The sequence below is a fragment of the Salegentibacter sp. UBA1130 genome, assembly GCF_002311535.1.
Classification (GTDB): domain Bacteria; phylum Bacteroidota; class Bacteroidia; order Flavobacteriales; family Flavobacteriaceae; genus Salegentibacter; species Salegentibacter agarivorans.
This window is the reverse complement of the sequence record NZ_DCAP01000008.1, coordinates 1-23,790: the sequence shown is the minus strand read 5'-3', so window position 1 is coordinate 23,790 and position 23,790 is coordinate 1. Positions and strand designations below refer to the sequence as shown.

Genomic DNA, 23,790 nt, shown 5'->3' with positions numbered 1-23,790 from the left:
AAATACTTTTTAGACGGCCTCTTTCTTTTAATAAAATATCTAATTAACTTCTGTTCTTTTTCTTTGCGGCCTTAGCAGCGCGCTTTTCCTTTAAACTCAAAACCGGTTCTTTTTTAGCCGAATTCTTTGAAGGTGATTTTTCTTTTGCCATAATTTCTAAATAGTTTAGCATTAACCCAGTAAAGATAGTGAAAGAAAGCTTTGAAAATTATTTTCACCAAATAATTGAGATTTAAAAAGCTATATACTGCCAGCATCAAATTACTACTACTCTTTGTTCGCTATGGTAGAATGAAGAAGCTGAAGCTTCCAACCTTCATCAGTGAGAATGGCAGAGGCACTTTCCAGCCAGTTTATTTCCCTTACTACCTCATCTCCAGACATAAATTCAGCTTTATTGTGATAGGCCACCCAGGCCATTTTTCCTTCAATTTTTATTTCAATAAAATTAAAAGAGTTAATCCTTTTCACCTGTGATTTTTGCTCACTCGCTTTTTTAATATAATTCCTCATCTTTTCCATATCCCAAACTTCCCCGGTTTCCAGGAGTAAAAAATCTGGGGTACAATAAGTCTCAAGCGCTTGAAGCTCCATATTAGAAAATATCTCTTGAAAAGAATTTTTAATAAGTTCTTTTAACTGTTCTTCCTTTTGCTTTTCGGAATCCTGCCCCATAGCCGCTGTAGCAAGAAATAATATTAATACTTGAAATACTCTTTTCATTAGGATAATTATTTAGAATTTAAGATACTAATTTATCCCTTAACATCATTCTTTTTCTGAATCTCAAAGAAATTTATGTAAATAAAACTTTACATTTAAATTAATTGCGTATACTTGTAAAGTAAACATTACATAAAGTAAACTATTAATTACATTAAAAATGAAAGCAGAACGAAAAAAGAATCTTTACAACCTTGCCATTTGGACCTGGAGCTGGGTGGCTACCCTTGCCCTTGCCTCTTTTGGCCCCAAATACATTTGGGACGATCATAGTGTATTAACCACACTGGCAGTTTCGGTAAACTTTGTCCACGGAATTTTAATGATTATTGCGAACCGGAGAATGTTCAATAATTTTGATGAGCTGGAGCGGAAAATTCATTTAGAATCTTTGGCTTTAACCTTAGGCTTAGCGGTAGTAGTTGGCTTAACTTATTCTCTACTTGATGCCACCAATTTAATTGCATATAATGCCGAAATAAGCAACCTGGTAATTTTTATAGGCCTAACCTATTTGGTTTTAGTCACCGTAAATACCAAACGCTACGCATGAAAAACAAATTAAAAGTACTAAGAGCCGAAAATAGCTATACCCAGGAAGATTTAGCAGATATTATTGGAGTCTCGCGGCAAACAATTAATGCCATAGAGAAAGAGAAATTCGACCCCAGTTTGCCAACGGCATTTAGAATTTCCAGGCTTTTTAAATTGCCAATAGAAGCTATTTTTTCTTTTGAAGAAAATTAAATGTGAGCACTTACTTCTGAAATCTTAAACGGCCGGTTACCAATAAACCAATTCCCAAACCTGTAAGTAAGCCCGCAGCTATACCGGCTAAATCTCCTTCAAACAGGGAAATTAAGCTAATGCCAATTGCTAATAATCCTAAACCGGTAATCCTTACTTTATTCATCTTTATCAAATTTTTTAGAATTTATCAATTATGCTGAAGGTTACGGGTTTAATTATCCTGGGATTAATTTGAGGTAATTATTTTTACCAAAAGTAATTGGATAGATTATATAAATTAACAGACACGTAGAGAAAGCGATCATTAAAACACTATTTACCTCAATAATGTATGATAAAACAAGAAGAATCATTTGAATAAATACCAATATAGGTAGCACCCATTTATTTTGGGTAAATCCAGTAAGTTCTACTTTTGTTACCTCATTCTCTTTTATTTCAAAATGATGAACCTGGCTGCCACACCAATCAATTTTTGCTTTCAATTTGTAATCTCCGGGTTCCAATGTAAATTCTTTTGATTCTCCATTTCCTATGGTATCAATTTTCTTATCATTAAGATATAACCCGATTTTTCTGGCCCTGTTGGCCCATTCCGATCTCCTGCTAACAACTAATTTATTCATGAATGTAAAATTGAATGAATTTGAATTATTAACTAATTAGGATTCATAGAAATCACTAAAAACAGTTTAAAAATAGAAAAAATCCTGAAGTTTAAGGAAAAAAGAAAAGGTTTTTCAGTCCTAAATTTTATTCTAAAACCACCCCAACTCCAATCTTTTGTAATAAATATGGATTATGATCTATGATTAATAAATCATTGTTTTTACTGAGTTTTTTCAGTATTTCAAACAAAAGATCAATATCGGCATAATGCAATCCGGTGCTGGGTTCGTCAAGAATATAAAGAGCATTGGTAGTTGGACTCTGCAGCCAATTCAAAAGTAATAATCGTTGCTTTTCTCCCGAAGAAAGTGATTGTACAGCCTGATCTAAGTGAAGATGCACCAAACCGATTTTCTCCATCTGATTTAAAAATGAAATAATTTTCTCTGAAACCTTCATTTCTTCAAACCACTGTTTTAATTCTATTAGATTAAAGGCGAGTACCTCAGCAATATCTTTTGAATCTACAGTATGTTCCAAAATATGCTGCTGGTAACGTTTCCCTCTACAAACTTCGCATTTTTCAATCGCATTGGCAGCTACATCCAGGCTGGTTTCCAGATAGCCTTTTCCTTTGCAGTTTTCACACTGACTGGTTTTTGTTTTATATGAAAAATCCCGGGGCTTCAAGTTTGTTTCACTGGCAAATATTTTACTTATTTCCTTTAGTAGATCTAAATAAGAAACCAATAAGGTATTTGCGTGGGTTCTAAGTTTTTTAGGCTCAAAATAATGCGCTTCTGAATATTTTTTCGGGAGCTTTATGCTTTCACAATTTACCGGTTTTCCGGTTTCAATACTCGGAATCAGGATGTCTTTTACTAAGGTCGTTTTTCCTATTCCAGATTTACCGCTAATAGCAGTAATGCCACCAACTGGCACTTTCAGAGCAGCTTTCACTAAAGTATGTTTGGAGATTTTTCGGAAGGAAATAGTATTCTCTGATTCTTTTAAAATAATTGGTTGAGAAGGTTCTTTTAAAAAAGGATGAGAATCCTTTTGTTTCAAATATTCTTGTGAATTTCCCTGAAAAGTAAGATAACCTCCTAATTTTCCCGCCTTTGGTCCTATTTTAATTAGTTTATCAGCCTTCAAAATAATCTCTTTATTATGCTCAATTACAATAACTGTATTTCCTTTTTCCACGAGTTCTTTTAGGATATTGACCAGGTCGGGAATATTGTTATTAGACAGTCCTGCTGAAGGTTCATCCAAAAGATAAGTAATACCCTTAAGCGGGCTATTTAACTGCTTGATAAGCGTTACACGTTGATTTTCTCCGCCGGAAAGCGTCATTGATTTTCGGTTTAATTGAAGATGATCAATGTGCAACTGCTTTGCGCGCTTAATAGTATTAATTAAATGAGGCTGAATTCTAAGGATGAGTTTTTGATCCATCTCATCTAGCCTGGAATTAACCAAAAGCCAGTTTTCCAAAGCTTTAAAGTCCATTGACCGTATTTCGTGAATAGATTTTCCTCCAATTTTAAAGACTAATCTTTCCGGTTTTAATCCACTTCCAGAACAATGGCTACATGCGTTGAGGGAAAAAAGGGCTTTTAGCTTTTCAATATTTTTATTTTTCCGGGTTTTATAATATTCATCTTTTAAGTAATGGAAAAGCCCTTCCCATTTCATACTTACCTCCTGAATTCCTTCCCGGGTTTTGGTCTTGAACTGCCAGTTGGCCTTCCATACAGTTTCGCCTGCTCCATTAATTAGAATATTTTTCTGTTCGTGGCTTAGCTCATTAAAAGGTGTTTCCAGATTAAAATTATATTGAGCTCCCACCTCCTTTACAATTGCCATATATTGACTGTTCGACTGACCGTAATAAGCCAGGGATTTATTGTGCTCAAAAAGACCGTTGGCAATACTTTTATTTTGGTCCAGGACTATTTTATCTAAATCGGGTAGCAGTTCCTGCCCCATCCCATCACATACAACACATTTTCCCAATTCGTGATTGTTAGAAAAATGGCTGGCAGATAATTCTTCTCCTTCGTATTGCGCTTTTCTGGAAAAAGCAAAGCGTAAGATCTTATCTATTCCCGTTTGTTTAGCAATATCTGAACGTTCTGTAAAACTTTTTTCTTTACGGGTAACGCAAATAGTTGGAGTGAGCCCTTCAATATAATCTACATCAAACTGAAAATTAACTCCTACCCTGGATTGCTGATAACTCGAAAACTGTTTGGTCATTTCCTGTAATCCATAACCGTGCAGGGTGTCTATCACCAAAGAAGATTTACCCGAACCCGAAATTCCTGTAACTACAGATAATTGATTCTTAGGGAAATTTACTTCCAGGTCTTTTAAATAATGGGTTCTAGCTCCTTTTACGGCAATAGTATCCCTACGCTGGTCTGGTGATTCTTTAAATTCCGGTAAGGAAGATTTATTATTATTTTCTACCAGGATATCACACGAAGATTGAAAAAGCTGATGATTCTCGAAGCAAATAATCCCCGCGGTTTGATTTTTAAGCTGATGCAAAGCTTTTAGCAGCTGCCGCACATTTTGCTGGTGTAATCCAATACTTGGTTCTTCCAACAACAATAGTGTTTTTTTAGATTGTTTTGCAAAATGTTTGGTGAGCTTAATTCGTTGTGCTTCGCCACCAGACAGGGTATTTGATGGCTGGCCAAGTTTAATATAACCCAGGCCTAATTGCAGCATTAAAGCGAGGATTTTGGTGATCTTATTTTCCCCGGAAAAGAAATCAAAAGCTTCAGCTATACTCAGGTTATAGATTTGGGCAATATTTTTATTGTTCCACTCCACTTTCAAAACTTCCGGCTTAGAACGCTGGCCATTGCAGGTAGGACAAACCTGATTAATAGTACCCAATACATTCATAGAAAGTGTAATCACGCCTGCCCCTTCACAGGTTTCGCATCTCCCGCGCTTATTATTGAAAGAAAAGGCACCTTTAGCTAATTTTAGAACTTTGGCTTCCGGTGATTTTGCCAGGAGATCGCGTATTTTATCAGCCAGGCCGGTATAAGTCGCGGGGTTACTTCTGGGGGTTTTACCTATAGGCTGATCTGAAACCGTAAGCAGCTTTAAATCTTCTTTTGTTGAATATACCTCGAGTTTTTGAAGAAATTCAGATGTTTTTCTGTTCGCAACGATTAATTCTCCAGCTGTGGGAGAAAATGTATCTACTGAGATTTTTGAAGGTTCGATTTCAGATTTTGAATTTTCTTTTTGTATTTCAGCCAGGGTTGGACTCGATAAATTTTCGGCATTTAAAAATTCTTTAACCGGTCCGTTAAAAAGAATTTCTCCCCCGTAAGCCCCGGCTTCGGGTCCTAATTCGATTATCCAATCGGCAGATCTTATAAAATTTAAATCGTGCTCTACCACCATAACCGTGTTACCACGCTTTATCAACCGATTCAAAATATGCCGTAAATAGTTCTGGTATTCCTCAGATAAACCGATGGAAGGTTCATCAAAAACATAGAGAATTCCCTGCAGGCTACTGTTTACCTGTTTTATGAGTTTTATACGCTGCGCATCTCCCGAAGAAATTTCGGTACTGGGAGTACTCAAGCGATATTCCTCCATTCCAAGTCGTATCAGGTCGAACAACTGTGTACAAATCTTATCTACCAAAAGCTGTTCCCCATCTTTTAAACTCCGGTTTTTCAGGCTTTCGTATAAAAAATTTAAAGGTAAATCCATCCATTCCTGGAAATTTAGCCCTTTCCATTGGTAATCCAGATGATCAGCTTTAATACGTGCTCCTTTACAACTGGGGCAGGTTCTGGAGCTCGCAAACTTTAAGATATTGGGATTGCGGTCTCGTCGCAGAATATCTTTCATAATGGGAAGCATTCCTTTATAAAATCCTTCTTCCCGGGGTTTTGCTTTTAAACCTTCCCATCTTAACCGGGACTCCAAAGTATGCTTTCCAAAAAAAACTTTAATGCGATCACTTCCGTTTAAAACCACCTCTTTTTGTTCGTTGGTGAGATTTTTCCAGGGAATATCTACACTAAAACCATGGGCCTGGCATACCTTATTTAATTCATCTACTGTAATTTGAGAATATACAATATAACCATTCGGCAAGGTTGTAGTAATGGCGCCTTCTCGAAGGGTTTTGTTTTCATCGCCCACCAATTTATCAAGATCAATATATTCTGCCTCACCAATCCCGTGACAATATTCACAGGCCCCTTTGGGATGATTAAAAGAAAAAAGCGATTTGCTCATCGTCTCTTCTGCGGAATAACGGGCAAATAAAATTCTGAAGACAGATGCAATTTCTGAAAGCGTTCCAAGAGTTGTATTAATTGATTGAAAGCGCTTCGATTGTTCTACTTTAATGACAGGCGGTAGGGCTTCTATATCGTCTACTTCAGCAGTGGGAATTAACTGCGCATTTTGTTGATTATAAGCTGGGAGACTCTCTAAAAAATAGCGGTAGCCTTCGTTAGCAATCACATCCATTGCCAGGGAGGATTTGCCGGACCCCGATAATCCGGTAACAACGATTAATTGATTTTCCGGAATGTTAAGAGTTATATTGTTGAGATTATTTTGGTTGGCATTAATAATGCGCATAAAGGCTTACTGTTTCTCTATTAAAAGAATAAAATTAGGAAGATTATACAGCCTAAGATGGTCTTTTAAGGAAAGTATAGCATAATTTGCTTTTGATGGAAGTTTTTAATTTTCCCTGTTTACTTTCCAGGAGGGAAATGTACTTATTGGGCAGGTAACCGGGCAACCAAGCTTTGCGATGGAAGCTAAATCAAAAAACAGGTTTTCCTATACTCAAGCCGGGGTAGAAATTATTTTTGATGCTACAGCCAATTCCATGACTCTTAAACAAGGTGGTGGCGAATTCTTGTTTACTAAAGAATAAATATAAAACGTAACAAAATATGCGTTCTGGCAACTAACAAATAATATCCTTAAAACTTATTGAATTCTATTTCTATTTAAAACTTACGAGGATTGGCTAATAGGTTAGAAGACAACATCCTATACTGGGATACAGATCCGGTGATCTTATGGATTACCGAGAATTTTCCTTTAAAATACTATGGTCTCTTATTCATGACCGGCCTTTTTCTGGGTTATTTTGTGGTAAAGCATATTTATAAAAAGGAAAAAAATCCTACGGAACAATTGGATAGCTTGCTTACCTATATTGTCCTGGGAACGATCATCGGCGCCCGATTAGGTCATTGCTTGTTCTATGAACCCAGTTATTATCTGGAACATCCAATAGAGATGTTCCTTCCAATTAAAGAAATTAATGGCAATTACCAATTTATCGGTTTTCAGGGACTAGCCAGCCACGGAGGAGCTATAGGAGTATTACTGGCGATAGTGCTGTATTGTAGAAAATATAACCTAAAAATACTGTGGGTATTGGATAGGGTTGCCATTGCAACACCTATAACCGGGGCTTTTATAAGATTTGGAAATTTTATGAATTCCGAAATTTATGGTAAACCCACAAGCGGTACCTGGGGTGTTGTATTTCAGCGCGATGATCTAATTCCGCGACATCCTACCCAGCTTTATGAAGCCTTTTCCTATTTGGTAATATTCGTAATATTATATGCTATCTACAAAACCAAAACACAAAACACAGCCAATGGAGTTATTTTTGGTTTATTTCTAATACTTCTTTTCCTAGCCAGATTCATTATTGAATTTTTTAAGGAAAACCAGGTTGCATTCGAAAATCAAATGGTGTTAAATATGGGCCAGCTGTTGAGTATACCCTTTATGCTAATAGGTGCGATAATAATTATAACGGTAAACAGAAAAAAACAATTCTGAAACTAACACAAACTTTATTAACTATCTTTTTAAATGAAAAAACTAAGTTTCCTACTCCTACTTTTTTTAAGTATCACTTCATTATCGGCTCAGCAAATTGAATCCGAAAAGGTTTTTCTTGGCTATAAGTTTACTATGAATAACCAAAGGCTAGACCTTAAAGCAATGAAAAAGCTGATGATAGCAGATAGAGAAGCTACCCGTTTAATAAAAAAGGCGAGAAAGAACAAAACTATCTCCACCATTGTGGGAAGTATAGGAGGTAGTTTCGTAGGTATTCCGATTGGTGCTGCGGTTTCCAATCAAGATGCCCCCTGGGTCTTAGCGGGAGTTGGTGCCGCTTTTATTGGGGTAGCCATACCTATTTCCTTAAGATCCAGCAACCAGGCATTTGAAGCGGTAGAAAGAATAAATAGTGTTAATTCTTCACCGCCCAATCCCCTTCAAGTCACCCTTAATTTCATTGGGAACCATCAGGGAGTTGGCCTGGCTTTATCTTTTTAAAAATTTATCAGAAGTTGGTTCTTAATTGCCCAGGTAAGTTTTCACCTATCTTATTTTAAGAATTTCGTTGTATTTATTAATTCATACTTTGGGCTTCTTTCCAACCACATATCAAAAAATGCTGTATGACTAGCTCCCATAAGGATAAATACGCGGTCATCTCCATTTAATTCGATTTGATTCAGGTTGGAGTACATCACCAGGTTCCGATGATAGAATTTTGCTGCTTCATCCGCTCCTTCCGCATTACCTTCAGTTGAAATATGGGTTAGAATATCAGCATTGATATTGAGGAGCATATCTTTATACATAGGGTTATTGCTCATTTGTAATTTTTGTAACACAGACATTTCCTCTTCAGGATACTGTTTCTGCAAAGAATCCAATACGGAGAAATATTTCTTATAAGTTTCAATACCATAGTTGTCATTTATTTTCTCTGCGATTCCGTAGTAATAGCCCTCTTTATAATCTATCCCGTAAATACGATTTGTACCCGCGAGCCGACCTATTTCAAATGCCAGCAATTCTACCTCACTTGGATTTTTAAATTTCATATCCGGGTTTTGCACATACTTCTTATAGTTTTTCTGTACTTCACTATTCTTTTCAGGAACCCTTTCTACAAGAATTACAGTAGGATTAAATTCCGCAATGGATTGAGCAATTTGATGTACCCGGTCGATATTTTTTTGGTCGTGTTCATCAAATTCAGTAGTAGTGGCATCTGGAGTATATCCCATATGAAAGGTTCCCATATTTAATACCTTAACCGTGTTTTCAAATTTTACCGGCTCTTTTAACTCCTGGGCTTGCAACTGGATACTCAAAAGTACCATCATAATCAATGTAGTTTTCATTTCTTTAATTTCTAAGTTGCCTCAAAAATCAGATTAATCCGGGGGAATAAATTCTTTTTTTCTACGAACCCCTCCTACTTTTCGACAAACCCCTCCCCACTCCTGCTTAGAATGTTTTAGTTTTACATCAATGAAACCATTTCCCCATACCGGCACTATGACCAAGAAAAAGGAAGTTCTTTTTCATGCTCTTTTTTGGTTACTCTTTGTTTACTTCGAACTTATTCAATTTGACCTCACAAACCCCTATCTTTTTAGCATTAGAAAGTTGGATATTTTCGAGATCTCGGGTGGTATTATTTTCCTGGCTACCTTTTATATTAATTATATTTTGCTTCTCCCATGGGTATTTGATAAACTCAACTGGAAAAGAGGGATCCTTAGTATTGCATCCGGATATATTTTCTTTATCTCCCTGAGGTATTTTCTTGAACAGATTTTAATTAGCCAATTAATTGGTCATGGTAATTATTTTGAAGGTACTTCGCTTAGTTATTACGTTTATGACAACTTATATTATGGAAGTTTCCCGCTGATTATCAGTTCCATTCTTTGGATATTGATTTTTAATGTTCGGTTATTGGAATACAATAAACACATCGTTGAGGAAAAAAGTGCAACCGAAGTAAAGTTCCTTAAAGCTCAACTCAACCCACACTTTATGTTTAATACCCTTAACAATATTTACTCTCTTGTTTATTTTAAATCTGATAAGGCCCTACCTGCTATTGAAAAGCTTGGGGAATTAATGCGATATACCACCTATGAAACCAGTAAAGAGAAAATTGATTTACAGCAGGAGGTTAATTATATAAAATCTTATATCGAACTTGACCAGTTAAGGCATGAAGATGATAATACGGTAAACTTTGAAATTGCTATTGACAAGCCTTTTATACAAATCCCTCCCTTTTTACTAAGTCCGTTAGTGGAGAACGCACTGAAACACGGTAAGTATAATAAATATCACCCGATTTTTATCAACCTACAACAAACCGGTGAAAGGCTTTTCTTTAAAATCACCAATAAAATTGGCCACCAGAAGAAAGATAAATTAGGAGGAATAGGCCTGGATAACCTAAAGAAAACCTTAGTTATAAATTATCCCGATGCTCATTCTTTGAAGATAAATCAGGATAAACAAATTTTCAGTGCCCAATTAGAAATTGATCTTGATGGAAAAGCCAATTAATACAATAATTCTTGATGACGAACCTTTTGCAGTTCATTTATTAAAAGATTATGCAAAAAAGGTTTCTAGCCTTAATGTTATTTATGCAGGTAATGATAATTACAAAGTTCTCGAGCTACTTAAGGAGTACACGAATACCTTAGTTTTTATAGACCTTCAGATGCCTGAACTTAGCGGGATGGAAATTATGCAAATGAGTAATCATTCCCATCATAATTTTATTATCACCTCAGCCTACCAGGAATATGCCCTGGATGCTTTTAAATACCAGGTGATTGACTTCCTTGTAAAACCTATTTCATTTCAGCGATTCTATGAAAGCGTTGAGAAATATTTAGGTTGGGAGAAATCCTTTAATACCATTTCTGACACTACTGCCGAGAATAAGGATTTTTATATTAAAGCGGAGAGAAAGGTCTACCGAATAATTCCTGAGGAGATCCTATATATTGAAGGCCTTAAGGATTATATCAGGATCCACACGACAAGCGAGAAAATCATAACTCATGAGAATATGAAAGATATTATCGGCAAGCTACCTAAAGATGAATTTTTAAGAATTCATAGATCTTATATTATTCCCTCAAAAAAAATAAAGATGCTTGAAGGTAATAGTATTTGCCTGTATGGAGATATTCGCTTACCTATTGGTGAAACATACCGTAAAGCAATTAAAGCAAAGTTCAATTAACTTTCTTACTCTCTTTTTACTAAGTTTAAATACTTAGGGAGTTTTATTTGTAAGCTTTAAGCACCATAGAAGGTTCTGGATTTACTCCAGGAATTCTACACCTTAATTTTAATACTTAATTGAGCTTTTGAAAATCTTTATTAAAAATTTATTTTTTGCAATTGCTTTAATCGGTATTGAAAATCCTGGATATAATTGCGTTTGGTAGTTTCTTCCAAAAAAGACGCCTGGGTTAATTTGAAAACTTCATCGGAATGCTTCATCATGCTCTCCATTATTTCATCAAATTGCTTCGGCTTTAGATCAACCTGTTCTGCCAGGATTTTAAACTGACCTCCTGTCGTAGTTTGCCCCATACTTTTTGGTAATAAACCATCCTCCAGTGCAAAATCACTATCATCTACATGGATACGAGTATTGAGTAAGTCATAGGCAGGACTTAACCTATGATCTCCCATAGGTGTCTCCAGGATAGCAAAATTCTTTAGGTGTGCATCACCGTTAGAAAATAAATAATTAAATACCAGGAGTTTAAATAATTTAGGTATTTCAACGCGATAAGCCGGCAGGAATTTTTTCATCAACCGGAATAATTCCAGGTAGTTTCCTGCGTATTTATAATGTTCGCCATGTGTTTGGGGAGTTTTTCCGGCAAGAGTAGCAAAATCCTCTTTTGCCTTCTTAGAACCGTCCGGGTTTACGTCAAATCGTTTGGTAATATAGGCGGGAGCTGCATTCTCAAAAAAGATCAGTGCATTTTCAGCAGTTTCAATATCGTATACCTGTCGTGCAATCTGCATGGTTAAATGTTCATTGGCAGGCATTTGTTTGCGTTTCTTGCCAACATTTGGGATTGGTTTTAATATATGTGTGCCTTGCTCCCCTTTTTGGATTAGCCGCAATTTATTTTTTTCCTGAAGTACAGAGAACTTTTCCTGTACCCCGGAAATAGAAATACGCTTTTGGTTGTCTTCAAAGAGCTTATCGGTTTGCAGGTTGGAGTTTGGCGACTCATAAGGCAACACATGAGAAACCTTGCGTGCATCAAAAACACGTTTCAAGCAGGTTCTGCTATAGGTGCTAAACCCTTCTGCTAATGTTCCGGGACAATGATCTATTTTCATTTTAGCTCTTTATTTTTTTGACGGTAATTGCACCCACGGTATCATAACCGGCGGTAGTGATTAGAATTCCGAAATAATCATCGGGATCCAACCGGTTTGCCATGCATACGGTTTGCCTGTTAGCCCCTTCCGGAAGCATATTATAAAAAAAAGGAAATAAGTATTCAGCATGATATTCCGCTTGGGATCTCGGCAGGGTAAGACTAATGGATGGGTTCTCCGGATCAGCCAACCAGGCTTCCAGATACCGGAAAGTAAAACTTCCACCATCATGCTGTTTTAAATTTCCAGCTTCTTTTCCTTTGTAAAGTATAGTGGCCTGTCTCATTTAAAATTATACTTTTTTAACCTGTAGGGTTATTTCCATCCCAAGGACATCCGTTATTTTCTGTAAGGACTCCAGGGTTGGATTGGCCTGACCAGTCTCAATCTTATACAATGTATTGATCCCAATATCAGCCATATCGGCTAATTGTTTTTGCGTGATACGCATTTGATCCCGGCGCTGCTGGATCAATAAGGCAATCTTCTGTATCGCTGCCATAGGTTTCTTGATTTTCATAATTTAAGATCCACAATACATTGTGGATCTTAATGTATTAATTACTCTGACATTCAAAAATACACTAAAATCCACACTTCAATGTGAAAATTAATGAATTTTTAGAGTCAATGATAAAAAACACCTTTAAATCCACATTATAGTGTGGTTAGGTAAATGGTTTTTGGAGCTAATAGAGCCTAGAGTTTAGTTTATAGCTCAAAGTACGTTTTGCCATTTGAGCATACGCGCCCATAATAATGCTAATATTGAGTTTAGAATTAAAAAAAACTATATAAATCAAAATCCCATTAAGCACTATCGATACCCCAAAAACGATCAAAGCCCAAATTGGATAAGCCTTGGCTTCTTCAAGTTTTGCCCCAAGATCTTTCATATCCACTGAATGTTCAAAAAGACCTTTTTCCATTTTCTCCTGGTGTTTTAAAAGCAACATTTCAAAAGCTGCACTATCAATACCGATTTTCTCCTTCTGAATTTTCTCCAGTCGTTGCACTGTACTTTCAAACTGGCTGATTTCTGAAACCAGCAATTCACTAAGGTGTTCTAATTTTGCCATAATATTTAGTTTTTAAAATCCTATTCCAGTATCCATTCCTTTGGAGATTATTTTCTTTATTACCTGTTTTGCTATTGCTTTAGCCATCCCGGTGGAGAGTTCAACCGTTTTCCCGGCAACTTTGAGGTGGGTGTTTTCTTTAAGAAAGTTTGCCATACTTTTATCCTCAGCCAGGGTTTTACCAATATTCCCCCCGGTCATCGAGCGGTGTACTTCACTTCCTTTGAGATTGTATTTATCAAATTCGAACCGAAAGCCCTGCAGCTTGTTCGCTTTATTAATCGAGGGAATAACCTTTACCCCGTTGGTCTGCATTCCTTTGATATAATCATCAAAAGAACGCGGCTTAAATTGCTGCATCGTAAGATCGTGACGTCTTTTGATTTCAAACCGAATAGCCCTGAGATTGTGTTCCTTTTCCCATTGCACCTGTTTAACAGTAGTCAGCTGTAGCCGCTCTGCTACTTTCTCCGCTGCGACCTGGCTCCGTTTTCCAATAAAGCTATCATTATAGGCCTGGCCTTTAAAATCAATTCGGTTCACATAGAGATGAATGTGTTTATGAGCTTTATCCCGGTGGACAAAAGCAATCGCCTGGCGATCTTTTAAATTCATCTGCTTCATAAACTGCTCGCATATTCTTGAAAGCTCTTTCTTCTCCAGGTTCTTTCCATCATCGATGGTAGGACTTAGGATAAAAGAAAGTGTATTCTTTTCACAATTTGTATTAAGCTCCTGGGTAAGCCTAAATTCAGCAGCAACCTCTTTAGGGTTCTCTCCCACCAGGTTTTGAGAATAGACCACTTGGGCATCTTTCTCCTGGTTCCAGCCGTAGGACATAGAAGCCTGGGTATAGGATATCGCTTTGCCTTTACCAATCATTCGTTCAAATTTTGAAGGTGAGATTTTATAGTATTGGCCAGCGCATAAACTTCTTTGGAAAGTTTGGGATCTTTTTTACGAAACATATTCCCGATGGATTTAAAATTATTATGAAATTTTGCCAGGGTTTTATAGATCTCAATTTGATCATCAGAAAGTCGTTCCTTGATCTCTTTTTCATAGATCGATCTTCTACAAAATTCACTTAATGAAAGTCCACTTTGTTTTGCTTTGATCCTGAGCATCTTCTTTTCATATAAGGAACACCTGAATTTTATCCATTGGTTTTTCCCCTTAAACATCTCTTTTTTTTCATTGCGACCACCGGGAGCAATCAAGATTGTGCCCACAGGCACACATCTTGCGTTCCGTTCCCTTTCAAAATTGGAACAGATAGCTCAACCTCTTTTTTCTCTGCATTAGAATTTACCTGTCCTGTATCTTCCAAATGTTTTCGGATGGTGTTTTGAAGAGCATCATCAAAGCTGGGTTTTATATTTCCTCCCAACAGATTCTTATTTTTTCCAGGCTTTTTCATCTTTCAGTTTTTCATTGAGATCTGCATATTCGCTATAAGAATCACTACAATCTGTGATATGGTCATAAAGGCTTAAAAGCGTAGCAGTAGCTTTTTTACCTGCAGGGTCATTATCCAGGTAAAGCAATACACGCTTATATACCGGGATAAATATTTTCACCCGGTCCAAAAAAGCCAGGGAGTTTAAAATGATACAATCAGAATTCTGGACTAAGTCTTCATCAATAGTGGCAAGGGATAGAAAATCAAACATCCCTTCCAAAATGATAAGTTGTTTAGCATCCCTTTGAACCTTAGCATCCCTTTGAATCAATGAATAAGTTTTTGGGCTACTGGATGTTTTAAAATATTTATTTCTAAGTTCCCAGCCCCCCAGGTGATTTTTAAGACCAATCGCAAAAAATTGTTTACCCTTTGATCGGTACCAAACCTGCATACAATATTTCCTGGCAAGCTCGAAAGGTATATTCCGTGATTCCAGGTAATGTATTAATGCAATTAAATTGATGTATTGGACTTCCAATATACTTATGCCCTGGTCTGAAGGTTTGGTACTCGGCGGGCTAAAAGAAAATGAATCCGGATCATCTTTCAGAAATTCCAGGGCTTCTCTTACAGAATAGGATTTGATTGCCATAATAAGATCTATGGTATTCCCTCCTACTCCCATTCCGAAATCAAACCATAAGTTTTTAATTAAAGAAACGCTAAAAGAGGCTTGCGTTTCTGACCGCAGGGGACTCAGAAACCAAGCTTCTTTTTCCGTTGTCCTGATGGGAAAGTGACCTAATTTTGCTAGTATTTTTACGAGACAAATATTACGGGCGCTTTTACACGATAAGTTATTTAAGTTCATTTTTTAATTTTTAAGTTACCATCTTACCCAACCTTGATTTTACTAGGCTTAAGAAAGATTTATTTCTGTTTATTGATCTTACCATGTTACCAGGAATAGTTCTTCAGGTAAGATGGGTAAGGTTCTCTTAAATTATCTTACCATTTCCACTCCCCTATGCTCATTGAGTTCAAAAAGGTGATGGTAGGATGGTAAGTTGTTTTTAGTATTAATTAATTTCCCAGGGGTTATTTTTAAAGAGTGGTTTTGCCAGGTATCCATACACTCCTTTTTCAGGGTGTTTGATTCGGTCAAAACCTCTCGATTTTAGTGCGCGCCCCATATTTGATTACGTTAAGCCGTGGATTTATACAACTCAGCTTAGTAATGATATCAGAAGCAGTCATAAAGTATTTTTGATCTTTACTTAAATCATAGAACTTGGCAAGTAATTCCTCTTCCAGGGTCGGTTCCCTATAGCGTTTATTTCGTTCCTCGTTTTTAAGAATATCCTGGTAGTTAAGCTCAGGATTGAAATTTGGATCTACAAAAGCTAAATAATAAGCCTGGGCCCAAACCTTATCGATCTCCACCTCCTTACTGTAGTTAAAATCGATTTTTCCCAGAAGTTCAAAGCATAGCCACCTCACTGAACCGGTCTCGTCTGTTAAGAAACTTGCCCTATTGGTAGACCCTATAAAACTACAGGTTCTTCGAAGGTTTGAGTTTTTGCGATCATAGGGCAAACGTTCATTGATCATCGTTTTAGAAAAATATGCTTTAAGCGCATTTAATTCTTTTTTTGCTAGCACGGATAATTCATCAAGATTGATAATGAAATTTCTTGTAAGTTGAATCCTGGCATCTTTATCGGTAGTCATATCTTCAGTAAAGTACCTGGATAATTCAGGAGGACATAAGAACCGACACCAGGTAGACTTCCCTGAATTCTGCTCCGAATGAACCAGGACCAGGCATTGCTTATTAAAATATTAATCTTCCAATGCTCCCTTAACCGTTCACACTAACCATTTTCTAAAATGATAAAGAAATTCTTCAGATTCCCGGGTAGGCAGGTATGAAGCGAGTTTTCTAATATGGTCACCCCCTACCCATTTCGGAAGCTTATCAAAATATTCCGCAATAGGGTTAAATCTTGCAATCAGGTTAGAGCGTAAATAGATATCCAGCTTACCAGGGTTCACTTCTATATTAGATTTTGCTAATTCTATAAGTAAAGAATTCACCTCAAAATCTTCCCAGGAATGTTTTCCTTTAATAGAAATCTGAAACTCCGGGGATATTTCATTAAACCGGATATCATATTTATTAGAAACATATTCATCTACATAATCATAGATGGTTTTCTTCTTTTGCTCCGAGACCTGGTATAATTTTAGCTCAACTTTCTTCATCATATAGATCTTTAGAATCTTTTATTCCGGAAAGCATATTCCACTGCTTGCCCTCTAATCTCCTCTTTAGAAGAATGACTATTATTGAGCAGCCAATCATCGAGTTTTTCCCGAGAGAAAAAGATTAGTTTCCCCTTTGGTTTAGAGAAAGGAATTTCTCCCCTGGCAGTCAGTTTATACATATAATTTCTTGAGATACCTGTATAATCACAGGCCTGATCAAAGGTCAATACAGTTTTGTGGGCACGAACAATCGTTTCTATACGATCTAATTTTTCTAAAATTTTTAGTTCGTTCATTTTTGAAAATTTTTAGTTAAAAAATGAACAAAAGCGCTTTTGTATTTTGAATTCTGGAACCAAAACTAAGATGGGAAAGGATAAGAAAGTCATACTATTCATACCTTGTATGACTTCTTTTTTTTAATGTATGAAAAATCAGCTCTAATTGATTCAGTGGTTTTTAGTTTATATTTATATGCAAATGCATATAAATATAGAAATAAAACCAAAATTATACGTTTAAACATATAATTAATATATATTTGTAATAATTATATCTAATTACATATAATGAAGAATCTCTCAGAGTTTTTAAAACAAAAGCGAAAAGAAAACCAACTCACTCAGGAAGAATTTGCCGAAAGGGCTGGTGTGGCTTTAACCGTTGTGAGAAAAATAGAACAAGGAAAAGAAAACCTGAATATGGAAAAGGTAAATCAGGTGCTAAAGATGTTTGGGCACGTACTGGCACCGGTAGACCAAAATGATATTTCTCAAACTTAATTTATGAGACAGGCAAAAATTTATTATCAGGAACTTCTAGCAGGTATTTTAACCGAAACCGATGAAGGAGAATATCAATTTCAATATGAAATTGATTACGTTGATAAATATTCTGACCAATTTATCACGTTTACGATGCCGGTTAGAAAAGAACCTTATGTAGAAAAACGGCTTTTTCCCTTTTTTGAAGGTCTTATCCCGGAAGGATGGCTTCTAGATATTGCATCAAAAAACTGGAAAATCAACCGCAATGACCGAATGGGACTACTTTTAGCCTGTTGCAAAAATTGTATAGGTGCGGTCAGTGTTCACCCAAAAGTCACAGAAAATGCAGAATAGATGTTTATATTGTTATAAAGAATTGGGAGAAACAGATCCGAAAGATTTTCACACCAATTGCAGTGTAAATTTCTTTGGTACTGAAATTCCGCCTCAGTTAGAATATTCCCTGGATCAAATGGTAGATCTGGCGAAAAATGTGGTAGAAAGAAGAATAGCAGTTCCTGGGGTACAACCTAAACTTTCCTTATCCTTCATCGATAACGCACTAGCATCGGAAAATAACAGGTTAACAGTGGTAGGAGCACTCGGAGGTAATTATATCTTAAAACCACCCTCTGCAGCTTTTGCTGAAATGCCGCAAAATGAACATTTTACAATGCGTATGGCAGAAAGCTTTGGAATAAGAACTGTTCCCTCCAGTTTAATACGATTAAAATCAGGAGAGTTAGCCTATATTACAAAGCGAATAGATCGAACACTTAGCAATGAAAAAATTCATATGCTCGATATGTTTCAGATCCTAGAGGCTTTTGATAAATATAAAAGCTCAATGGAAAAGGTAGGCAAAGCTATCGGGACTTATTCCTCCAACACCTTGCTTGACAAACTTTATTTTTTTGAAATAGCTTTATTTAGTTTTCTCACGGGAAACAACGATATGCATCTGAAAAACTTTTCTTTAATAAAGCGAACCAGAGAATGGGTCTTGTCCCCTGCTTATGATCTTCTTAATGTTGCTATAGTTAACCCAGAAGATGGTGAAGAGCTGGCACTAACTCTTGAAGGAAAAAAGAAAAAATTAGCAAAAAAACATTTTGTGAGTCTGGGAGAGAAACTGGAATTGAACAAAAAGCAAATTGATGGAGTATTTAAAAGATTCATTAAAAATAAAAAGAACGCTCTTTCTCTTTTAGAAAGCTCCTTTTTATCAAGCGAATACAAGCAAAAATACTCAGATCTATTAGCGCAGCGTTATTCAAAATTGGAGTAGGCAGGTAGCGGAATAAAACAAATTTAAAAAGCACTCAAAAAATTTCGAGATAGGGAAACTATGAATAATGGAAGAGAAAATTTTAAATCTGTAATAACCCTATGGGAAGACTTTCTTACTCAAAACCCTCAGAATAAATTAGGAGAAGTTCCAGTTTCTTTCTATTTCTGTGACAATGAAAAAGATGCGAATGAATGTGCTGAGTTGGTAGTTAATGGAATAAAAAGGGCTACTGCTACTTCTTTATGGTGGTTTAAAAAAATTAATAAACCTCTGCCAAGAGCCGGGGACCAACAAATTGTGACGGATTGGAATGGAAATGCAAAAGCTATAATTGAAACGTTGAAGATAGAGCAGGTTCCATTTAATAAAATCACAGAAGAATTTGCAGCAACTGAAGGCGAAGGCGATAAATCCCTTAAATACTGGAAAAAAGTTCACAAAGCATACTACGAAAGAGAGATGATCTCCTACCCAGAAAAATTCAGCGAGGAAATGATTATAGTTTGTGAATATTTTAAAACGATTTACCCACAGTAAACTCTTTTGAAGATGCCTGGTTTAAAGTCAGTTTTTGAAAAATGCTTCTCAACTTTTCATTCTCTTTCGATGAGATCGTTTTTAGGGGTGCACCTTATAATGGTATTATATTTATAGGATTTTCCATCCGCTCTTAATACGAGCTTAGACGTTTCAAAGAAATTTTTCATCGTCAAAGAATTTTTGGGAAAAGTCCGGATGAAATAGTCATGAAACTCTCTACAGCTGGGGCCATCCATATTAAAATGGATTTTTGAATTATGTGCGTCCCAATTTTTTAGAAGTACATTCTTTAAATCCTGCTTACTTGTTTTATCATAGTTCAAAAGATCATATCTAATTAAACCGTGATATAGCTTTTGTATTTGATCTTCAGAAATCTCAAGATGAAAATTATTTTCTCTTTTTGGTTTATTTTTGTTGAGTGCTGGAAATGCTTTTTGAACTTGGATACTATCTCTAAATTGGTACGTCCAGGTTATAACTGCTAAATAAAACCCGCTACTAAAGGCAAGCAGTAGAAGAATTTGGACTGTATAATTATCTGGCGGTATGGTTGTTCTTGCGAAGGATATTAGATGCATAACTCCCAACCCAGTTAATAGAAAGAGGATTCTTGGTTTCTCTAAATTAGATTTCCAGAGTATTTCCTCATCCCACATATAGGTCCAGAAAACTTCACCATAATGTAAAACGAGTCTTCCATAAATATAGATAAAGCCAAGAGTTGTTAGATATTTGAATAAATCAAAACTCATAATCCATTTCAAGTTCTGGAATCAGGTTGGCTGCTTCCTTCTTCTTCTTATCTACTATTTTTGCGTACACCTGGGTAGTTCTGATTTCTTTATGTCCCAGAACTTTTTACACGGTATAGATATCAGCACCGTATTCTAATAGTAAAACTGCGTGAGTGTGCCGGGCACTATGAAATGTTATATGCTTGGTGATACCTGCCCGCATACACCATCTAAGTATTTCCGCATTAAAATGGGCTCCATATTTTAATCCCTTAAAAACGAGATCACTTTCTCTTTTCCTCTTTCCTAATAGTTGTCTTGCTTGGTTAGAGATATATTGATACTCCTGACCTGAAGTCTTCTTTTGTTTAAAAATAAGCCGCGGACCTTCCTCTTCGTCTCTAATTTCAACCCAGGTGAGCTTGTTTATATCGCTCCACCTAAGTCCGTTAGGCAACTAAACAAAAAAGCATTTTTTAGCACCTGATGTTTACAGTGAGCTTTTGCCATAGCTTGCAATTCTTCCTGGGTAAGGTATTCTCGAGATGTTTCACCTTGGGCAAAACCTTTTACCGTCGTGGCAAAGTTTCGTCTGGTATAACCGTCTTCAAAAGCCTGCCGCAATGCTGCTTTAAATTTATTATAATAAGTATATTTTGAATTTTGAGATAAAGCAGTATTAGATTTTGTTCTTGATTTATGATTTAAAAACTTTTTAAATCCTATTACGAAATCTTCATCAATGTCTTCAAATGTTATTTTTTTCTTCCCACAATAGGCTTCAATATGATTTTGTGCGGCATCCCAGTTATCATAGTTTCCTTTACTTTCGTAACGCTCCTCTTTAAGTTTATCGTAATAAGAAAGGAAGAGAAGTCGGTCTTTACTTTTATCCTTAATTCCATATTTACCCTGCGCATATTCTGCTTGACGAATAGACAAAATTTGTTCTGCTCTTAATAAGGTTTCATTATTATCTTTCTTTTCAGCAGCTGTCCTAGGGTTAATTAGAAGATATTCTTTGAGATATTCAAATTCTCTTTGATGCTGAATTTTACCCTTTTCATTTTGCGTAAACCCTTTATAGTATTCAATATAAAGGCTATACTTTCCTGTGGCCAGTTTTTTCTTTTTTAAAGCTATTTTTATAATTGAATATTTTGTTCAATTTACAAAAAAACTTTTACAGGTGTAAAAAATTACACCTCATAGTTATATTTTTTAAAAAGGTGTAAATGAGGTGTAAATAAAGGTGTGAAATTAGTAACTTATAAAAAAATATAGGAAAATTTAATTTTCTTTAAACCCTTTAATTTCGATAGTTTTGACGATATTTGATACCATATAACACCAAATAAAATTACATGTTTATTTTCCAATACAGAAATTAGAAAATATATTCCCCAATAATTCATCATTAGTGACCTGCCCGGTGATTTCACCGAAGTATTCTAATGCTTCGCGAATATCTATGGCTAATAGGTCGCCAGAGAGGTCTGTGTTTAGTCCTTCTTCTACCTTGTTTATTTCTTCCAGGGCTTTTAAAAGCGCATTGTAATGACGGCTGTTGGTTACGATGGTATTGTTATTTCTAAGCGCACCGGTGTTTACAAACTCCAGTAGTTTAATTTTTAGTTCCTCCACACCTTCGCCTGTCTTAGCAGAAATTAACTGCAAGCTTGCGCCTTCCAGTTCGTTTAAATTTTCAAATAAATTCTCTTTCTCATTTTCCGTAAGTTGATCTACTTTATTCGCAATAACAACAAGAGGTTTTTGAGGAAATTGATTGTGGATTTTTTTAATTTCAACCTTAAACTTTGAACTTTGAGCTTTAAACTTTTCTGCATTTAGCAAAAATACAACTACTTGCGCCTGACTTATTTTTTCGAACGTTCGCTTTATTCCGATGCTTTCCACCACATCTTCAGTCTCTCGTATTCCGGCGGTATCAATGAACCTGAATCCAACGCCACCAATACTCATTTCGTCCTCAATAGAATCACGGGTGGTCCCGGCCACTTCAGAAACAATAGCGCGTTCTTCATTTAAAAGTGAATTCAGTAAAGTAGATTTCCCTACGTTTGGCTCACCTACAATTGCAACGGGAATTCCGTTTTTAAGCACGTTCCCGGTAGCGAAAGAATCTATTAAACGTTTTAATACCTGCTGAATCCTGGCTACCAATTCTTTAAATTGATCGCGATTAGCGAACTCCACATCTTCTTCAGAAAAATCTAATTCTAGTTCAATTAAGGACGCAAAATCTAGTAATTCCTGGCGTAAACGATGAATTTCATTAGAAAATCCGCCGCGCATTTGTTGCATCGCCATTTGGTGCGAAGCCTGGTTTTCAGAAGAAATTAAATCGGCTACGGCTTCCGCCTGACTGAGATCCATTTTTCCGTTTAGGAAGGCTCGCATGGTAAACTCCCCGGCTTCGGCTGAGCGACAACCTTTTCTAATCATTAATTGAATAATCTCCTGCTGAATATAGGGACTTCCGTGACAGGAAATTTCTACCGTTTCTTCGCCGGTATAAGATTTAGGCGCTCTAAATATTGAAATTAAAACCTCATCTAAGGTACGATCATCATCCATTAAATTTCCTAAATGTAAAGTATGGCTGGGCTGTTCGCTTAGCTTTTTTTTACTCTTCGCCTTAAAAAGCGGTGAAACAATATTAAATGCTTCGGGACCGGAAACCCTAATAATCGCAATAGCTCCTGCACCAGAAGGTGTGGCAAGCGCTACAATAGTATCGTTTAATTTCATAGTGCAAAGATAAGCCTCCCCCCAACCCCCTCCAAAAGAGGGGAAGAAAAAATGCATCTTTTAAAAATTGTAACATCGTGCGGAAAAGATCGTCTATTAATATAGAGACATCACATCAATCAAAGAAAAAATGAGAGAAGACAACCAAATGCTCGTTCTTACCCACTTAAGTCAGTTACTGGATTTAGTTACAGGAATTGGCGGCTTTATAGTTCCGTTAATCCTGTGGCTTACCCAAAAAGATAAAGTTGCCGGAATGGATTTTCACGGAAAAATGATCATCAATTTCCAAATAAGTATGTTTATTTATAGCTTATTATGTATCCCGCTAATCTTTTTATTCGGACTTGGGATAATCGCTCTTATTGGAATAGCAATTTTAATGGTTGTTATTCCTATTGTAAATGCTATTAAAGTGAGCAACGGGGAAATACCTAATTATCCGCTAACTATTGAAATTATAAAATAAACCGGAGACATTTTCAAAACAGCAAGGCAGCCAATCGGCTGCCTTGTTTTATTATAATTTCATTCCCTACTTGTTAGATAGAGTAGGAAGATAGGGATT

At 36.1% G+C, this 23,790-nt stretch carries 32 protein-coding genes and 1 pseudogene; 12 read left to right on the top strand and 21 right to left on the bottom strand.

Annotation, left to right across the window (positions count from 1 at the left end; translation table 11 throughout):
* Positions 1–267 precede the first annotated feature (267 nt).
* On the bottom strand, positions 268–723 hold the full coding sequence (locus B4F31_RS02975; RefSeq protein ID WP_093303550.1) for a nuclear transport factor 2 family protein: 456 nt from the start codon (positions 721–723) through the stop codon (positions 268–270).
* A 160-nt stretch (positions 724–883) separates the two neighbouring features.
* On the opposite strand from B4F31_RS02975, the gene B4F31_RS02970 reads away from it, so the two are divergent.
* Both B4F31_RS02970 and B4F31_RS02965 read left to right on the top strand, forming a co-directional pair.
* Complete coding sequence (locus B4F31_RS02970) at positions 884–1,276, top strand: hypothetical protein (protein ID WP_093303552.1); 393 nt, start codon at positions 884–886, stop codon at positions 1,274–1,276.
* Positions 1,273–1,470, top strand: a complete 198-nt coding sequence (locus B4F31_RS02965; protein WP_075327418.1) for a helix-turn-helix transcriptional regulator — start codon at positions 1,273–1,275, stop codon at positions 1,468–1,470. The genes B4F31_RS02970 and B4F31_RS02965 overlap by 4 nt, the downstream gene beginning before the upstream one ends.
* 10 nt (positions 1,471–1,480) lie before the next feature.
* Here B4F31_RS02965 and B4F31_RS02960 read toward each other — a convergent pair whose 3' ends face one another.
* From B4F31_RS02960 to B4F31_RS02950, 3 genes are all read right to left on the bottom strand, one after another.
* Positions 1,481–1,636, bottom strand: coding sequence for a hypothetical protein (locus tag B4F31_RS02960; RefSeq protein WP_156858153.1), 156 nt, complete (start codon positions 1,634–1,636; stop codon positions 1,481–1,483).
* A 52-nt stretch (positions 1,637–1,688) separates the two neighbouring features.
* On the bottom strand, positions 1,689–2,099 hold the full coding sequence (locus tag B4F31_RS02955; RefSeq protein ID WP_093303555.1) for a hypothetical protein: 411 nt from the start codon (positions 2,097–2,099) through the stop codon (positions 1,689–1,691).
* A 127-nt stretch (positions 2,100–2,226) separates the two neighbouring features.
* Positions 2,227–6,717, bottom strand: a complete 4,491-nt coding sequence (locus B4F31_RS02950; protein WP_286760561.1) for an ATP-binding cassette domain-containing protein — start codon at positions 6,715–6,717, stop codon at positions 2,227–2,229.
* A 178-nt stretch (positions 6,718–6,895) separates the two neighbouring features.
* Between B4F31_RS02950 and B4F31_RS02945 the strand changes: the two genes are divergently transcribed.
* The 3 genes from B4F31_RS02945 to B4F31_RS02935 all read left to right on the top strand — a co-directional run bounded on the left by B4F31_RS02945 (position 6,896) and on the right by B4F31_RS02935 (position 8,454).
* A complete protein-coding gene (locus B4F31_RS02945) occupies positions 6,896–7,021 on the top strand; it encodes a hypothetical protein (protein ID WP_262506670.1) in 126 nt (41 codons plus the stop codon).
* A gap of 92 nt (positions 7,022–7,113) precedes the next feature.
* On the top strand, positions 7,114–7,950 hold the full coding sequence (gene lgt, locus B4F31_RS02940) for a prolipoprotein diacylglyceryl transferase (RefSeq protein WP_177195665.1): 837 nt from the start codon (positions 7,114–7,116) through the stop codon (positions 7,948–7,950).
* Between the two features lie 33 nt (positions 7,951–7,983).
* Complete coding sequence (locus B4F31_RS02935; RefSeq protein WP_093303561.1) at positions 7,984–8,454, top strand: hypothetical protein; 471 nt, start codon at positions 7,984–7,986, stop codon at positions 8,452–8,454.
* 50 nt (positions 8,455–8,504) lie between these two features.
* On the opposite strand, the gene B4F31_RS02930 is transcribed toward B4F31_RS02935, so the two are convergent.
* Positions 8,505–9,314, bottom strand: a complete 810-nt coding sequence (locus tag B4F31_RS02930; protein WP_093303564.1) for a DUF5694 domain-containing protein — start codon at positions 9,312–9,314, stop codon at positions 8,505–8,507.
* 130 nt (positions 9,315–9,444) lie between these two features.
* Here B4F31_RS02930 and B4F31_RS02925 point away from each other — a divergent pair, with 130 nt between their 5' ends.
* Together B4F31_RS02925 and B4F31_RS02920 are read left to right on the top strand one after the other, a co-directional pair.
* Positions 9,445–10,506: a sensor histidine kinase gene (locus tag B4F31_RS02925; RefSeq protein ID WP_093303567.1), complete on the top strand. Its 1,062-nt coding sequence runs from the start codon at positions 9,445–9,447 to the stop codon at positions 10,504–10,506.
* On the top strand, positions 10,490–11,197 hold the full coding sequence (locus B4F31_RS02920) for a LytR/AlgR family response regulator transcription factor (RefSeq protein ID WP_093303569.1): 708 nt from the start codon (positions 10,490–10,492) through the stop codon (positions 11,195–11,197). Before B4F31_RS02925 ends, B4F31_RS02920 begins: the two co-directional genes overlap by 17 nt.
* 140 nt (positions 11,198–11,337) lie before the next feature.
* Here the strand turns inward: B4F31_RS02920 and B4F31_RS02915 are convergent, their stop codons facing one another.
* The 11 genes from B4F31_RS02915 to B4F31_RS02865 all read right to left on the bottom strand — a co-directional run bounded on the left by B4F31_RS02915 (position 11,338) and on the right by B4F31_RS02865 (position 17,411).
* Positions 11,338–12,321, bottom strand: coding sequence for a type II toxin-antitoxin system HipA family toxin (locus B4F31_RS02915; RefSeq protein WP_093303572.1), 984 nt, complete (start codon positions 12,319–12,321; stop codon positions 11,338–11,340).
* Position 12,322: 1 nt separating this feature from the next.
* Positions 12,323–12,649 carry a HipA N-terminal domain-containing protein gene (locus B4F31_RS02910; protein ID WP_286760560.1) on the bottom strand — a complete coding sequence of 109 codons (327 nt, stop codon included), beginning with the start codon at positions 12,647–12,649 and terminating at the stop codon, positions 12,323–12,325.
* 6 nt (positions 12,650–12,655) lie between these two features.
* Positions 12,656–12,865: a helix-turn-helix domain-containing protein gene (locus tag B4F31_RS02905; protein ID WP_245764342.1), complete on the bottom strand. Its 210-nt coding sequence runs from the start codon at positions 12,863–12,865 to the stop codon at positions 12,656–12,658.
* Between the two features lie 187 nt (positions 12,866–13,052).
* Positions 13,053–13,442, bottom strand: coding sequence for a DUF6730 family protein (locus tag B4F31_RS02900; protein WP_093303580.1), 390 nt, complete (start codon positions 13,440–13,442; stop codon positions 13,053–13,055).
* Between the two features lie 12 nt (positions 13,443–13,454).
* Positions 13,455–14,324, bottom strand: a complete 870-nt coding sequence (locus tag B4F31_RS02895) for a relaxase/mobilization nuclease domain-containing protein (RefSeq protein ID WP_093303582.1) — start codon at positions 14,322–14,324, stop codon at positions 13,455–13,457.
* Positions 14,321–14,674 (bottom strand): mobilization protein MbpA, encoded by a 354-nt coding sequence (gene mbpA / locus B4F31_RS02890; protein ID WP_245764343.1) that lies wholly within the window; start codon positions 14,672–14,674, stop codon positions 14,321–14,323. The genes B4F31_RS02895 and mbpA overlap by 4 nt, the downstream gene beginning before the upstream one ends.
* Positions 14,659–14,862: a hypothetical protein gene (locus B4F31_RS02885; protein ID WP_093303585.1), complete on the bottom strand. Its 204-nt coding sequence runs from the start codon at positions 14,860–14,862 to the stop codon at positions 14,659–14,661. Before B4F31_RS02885 ends, mbpA begins: the two co-directional genes overlap by 16 nt.
* Positions 14,840–15,718 carry a toprim domain-containing protein gene (locus B4F31_RS02880; protein WP_093303587.1) on the bottom strand — a complete coding sequence of 293 codons (879 nt, stop codon included), beginning with the start codon at positions 15,716–15,718 and terminating at the stop codon, positions 14,840–14,842. Before B4F31_RS02880 ends, B4F31_RS02885 begins: the two co-directional genes overlap by 23 nt.
* Positions 15,719–16,008: 290 nt before the next feature.
* Entirely contained in the window at positions 16,009–16,665 is a 657-nt protein-coding gene (locus B4F31_RS02875) for a VapE domain-containing protein (RefSeq protein WP_286760562.1), read from the bottom strand.
* A 51-nt stretch (positions 16,666–16,716) separates the two neighbouring features.
* Entirely contained in the window at positions 16,717–17,115 is a 399-nt protein-coding gene (locus tag B4F31_RS02870) for a hypothetical protein (protein WP_232228852.1), read from the bottom strand.
* Between the two features lie 8 nt (positions 17,116–17,123).
* Entirely contained in the window at positions 17,124–17,411 is a 288-nt protein-coding gene (locus tag B4F31_RS02865; protein WP_093303589.1) for a helix-turn-helix domain-containing protein, read from the bottom strand.
* Positions 17,412–17,684: 273 nt separating this feature from the next.
* On the opposite strand from B4F31_RS02865, the gene B4F31_RS02860 reads away from it, so the two are divergent.
* The 4 genes from B4F31_RS02860 (at position 17,685) to B4F31_RS02845 (ending at position 19,710) form a co-directional block, all read left to right on the top strand.
* Positions 17,685–17,897: a type II toxin-antitoxin system Y4mF family antitoxin gene (locus B4F31_RS02860; protein WP_037320618.1), complete on the top strand. Its 213-nt coding sequence runs from the start codon at positions 17,685–17,687 to the stop codon at positions 17,895–17,897.
* 3 nt (positions 17,898–17,900) lie between these two features.
* Positions 17,901–18,236: a HipA N-terminal domain-containing protein gene (locus B4F31_RS02855; RefSeq protein WP_075327433.1), complete on the top strand. Its 336-nt coding sequence runs from the start codon at positions 17,901–17,903 to the stop codon at positions 18,234–18,236.
* Between the two features lie 118 nt (positions 18,237–18,354).
* Positions 18,355–19,170 (top strand): HipA domain-containing protein, encoded by an 816-nt coding sequence (locus B4F31_RS02850; RefSeq protein WP_317040646.1) that lies wholly within the window; start codon positions 18,355–18,357, stop codon positions 19,168–19,170.
* A gap of 60 nt (positions 19,171–19,230) precedes the next feature.
* Entirely contained in the window at positions 19,231–19,710 is a 480-nt protein-coding gene (locus B4F31_RS02845; RefSeq protein WP_075327435.1) for an ASCH domain-containing protein, read from the top strand.
* Positions 19,711–19,766: 56 nt separating this feature from the next.
* Here the strand turns inward: B4F31_RS02845 and B4F31_RS02840 are convergent, their stop codons facing one another.
* The 5 genes and pseudogenes from B4F31_RS02840 to mnmE form a co-directional block, all read right to left on the bottom strand.
* The gene (locus tag B4F31_RS02840; protein ID WP_286760559.1) at positions 19,767–20,468 is read right to left on the bottom strand and encodes a hypothetical protein; all 702 of its coding nucleotides are present in this window, start codon (positions 20,466–20,468) and stop codon (positions 19,767–19,769) included.
* A 106-nt stretch (positions 20,469–20,574) separates the two neighbouring features.
* On the bottom strand, positions 20,575–20,907 hold the full coding sequence (locus B4F31_RS18080; RefSeq protein ID WP_349675915.1) for a tyrosine-type recombinase/integrase: 333 nt from the start codon (positions 20,905–20,907) through the stop codon (positions 20,575–20,577).
* A complete protein-coding gene (locus B4F31_RS18075) occupies positions 20,877–21,392 on the bottom strand; it encodes a phage integrase SAM-like domain-containing protein (protein ID WP_317040648.1) in 516 nt (171 codons plus the stop codon). Before B4F31_RS18075 ends, B4F31_RS18080 begins: the two co-directional genes overlap by 31 nt.
* Positions 21,393–21,434: 42 nt before the next feature.
* Positions 21,435–21,545, bottom strand: a pseudogene (locus B4F31_RS18070) (hypothetical protein); the annotation flags it as partial.
* 273 nt (positions 21,546–21,818) lie between these two features.
* On the bottom strand, positions 21,819–23,222 hold the full coding sequence (gene mnmE / locus B4F31_RS02830) for a tRNA uridine-5-carboxymethylaminomethyl(34) synthesis GTPase MnmE (protein WP_075328006.1): 1,404 nt from the start codon (positions 23,220–23,222) through the stop codon (positions 21,819–21,821).
* Positions 23,223–23,352: 130 nt separating this feature from the next.
* Between mnmE and B4F31_RS02825 the strand changes: the two genes are divergently transcribed.
* Positions 23,353–23,691, top strand: coding sequence for a DUF4870 domain-containing protein (locus B4F31_RS02825; protein ID WP_075327460.1), 339 nt, complete (start codon positions 23,353–23,355; stop codon positions 23,689–23,691).
* Positions 23,692–23,790 lie beyond the last annotated feature (99 nt).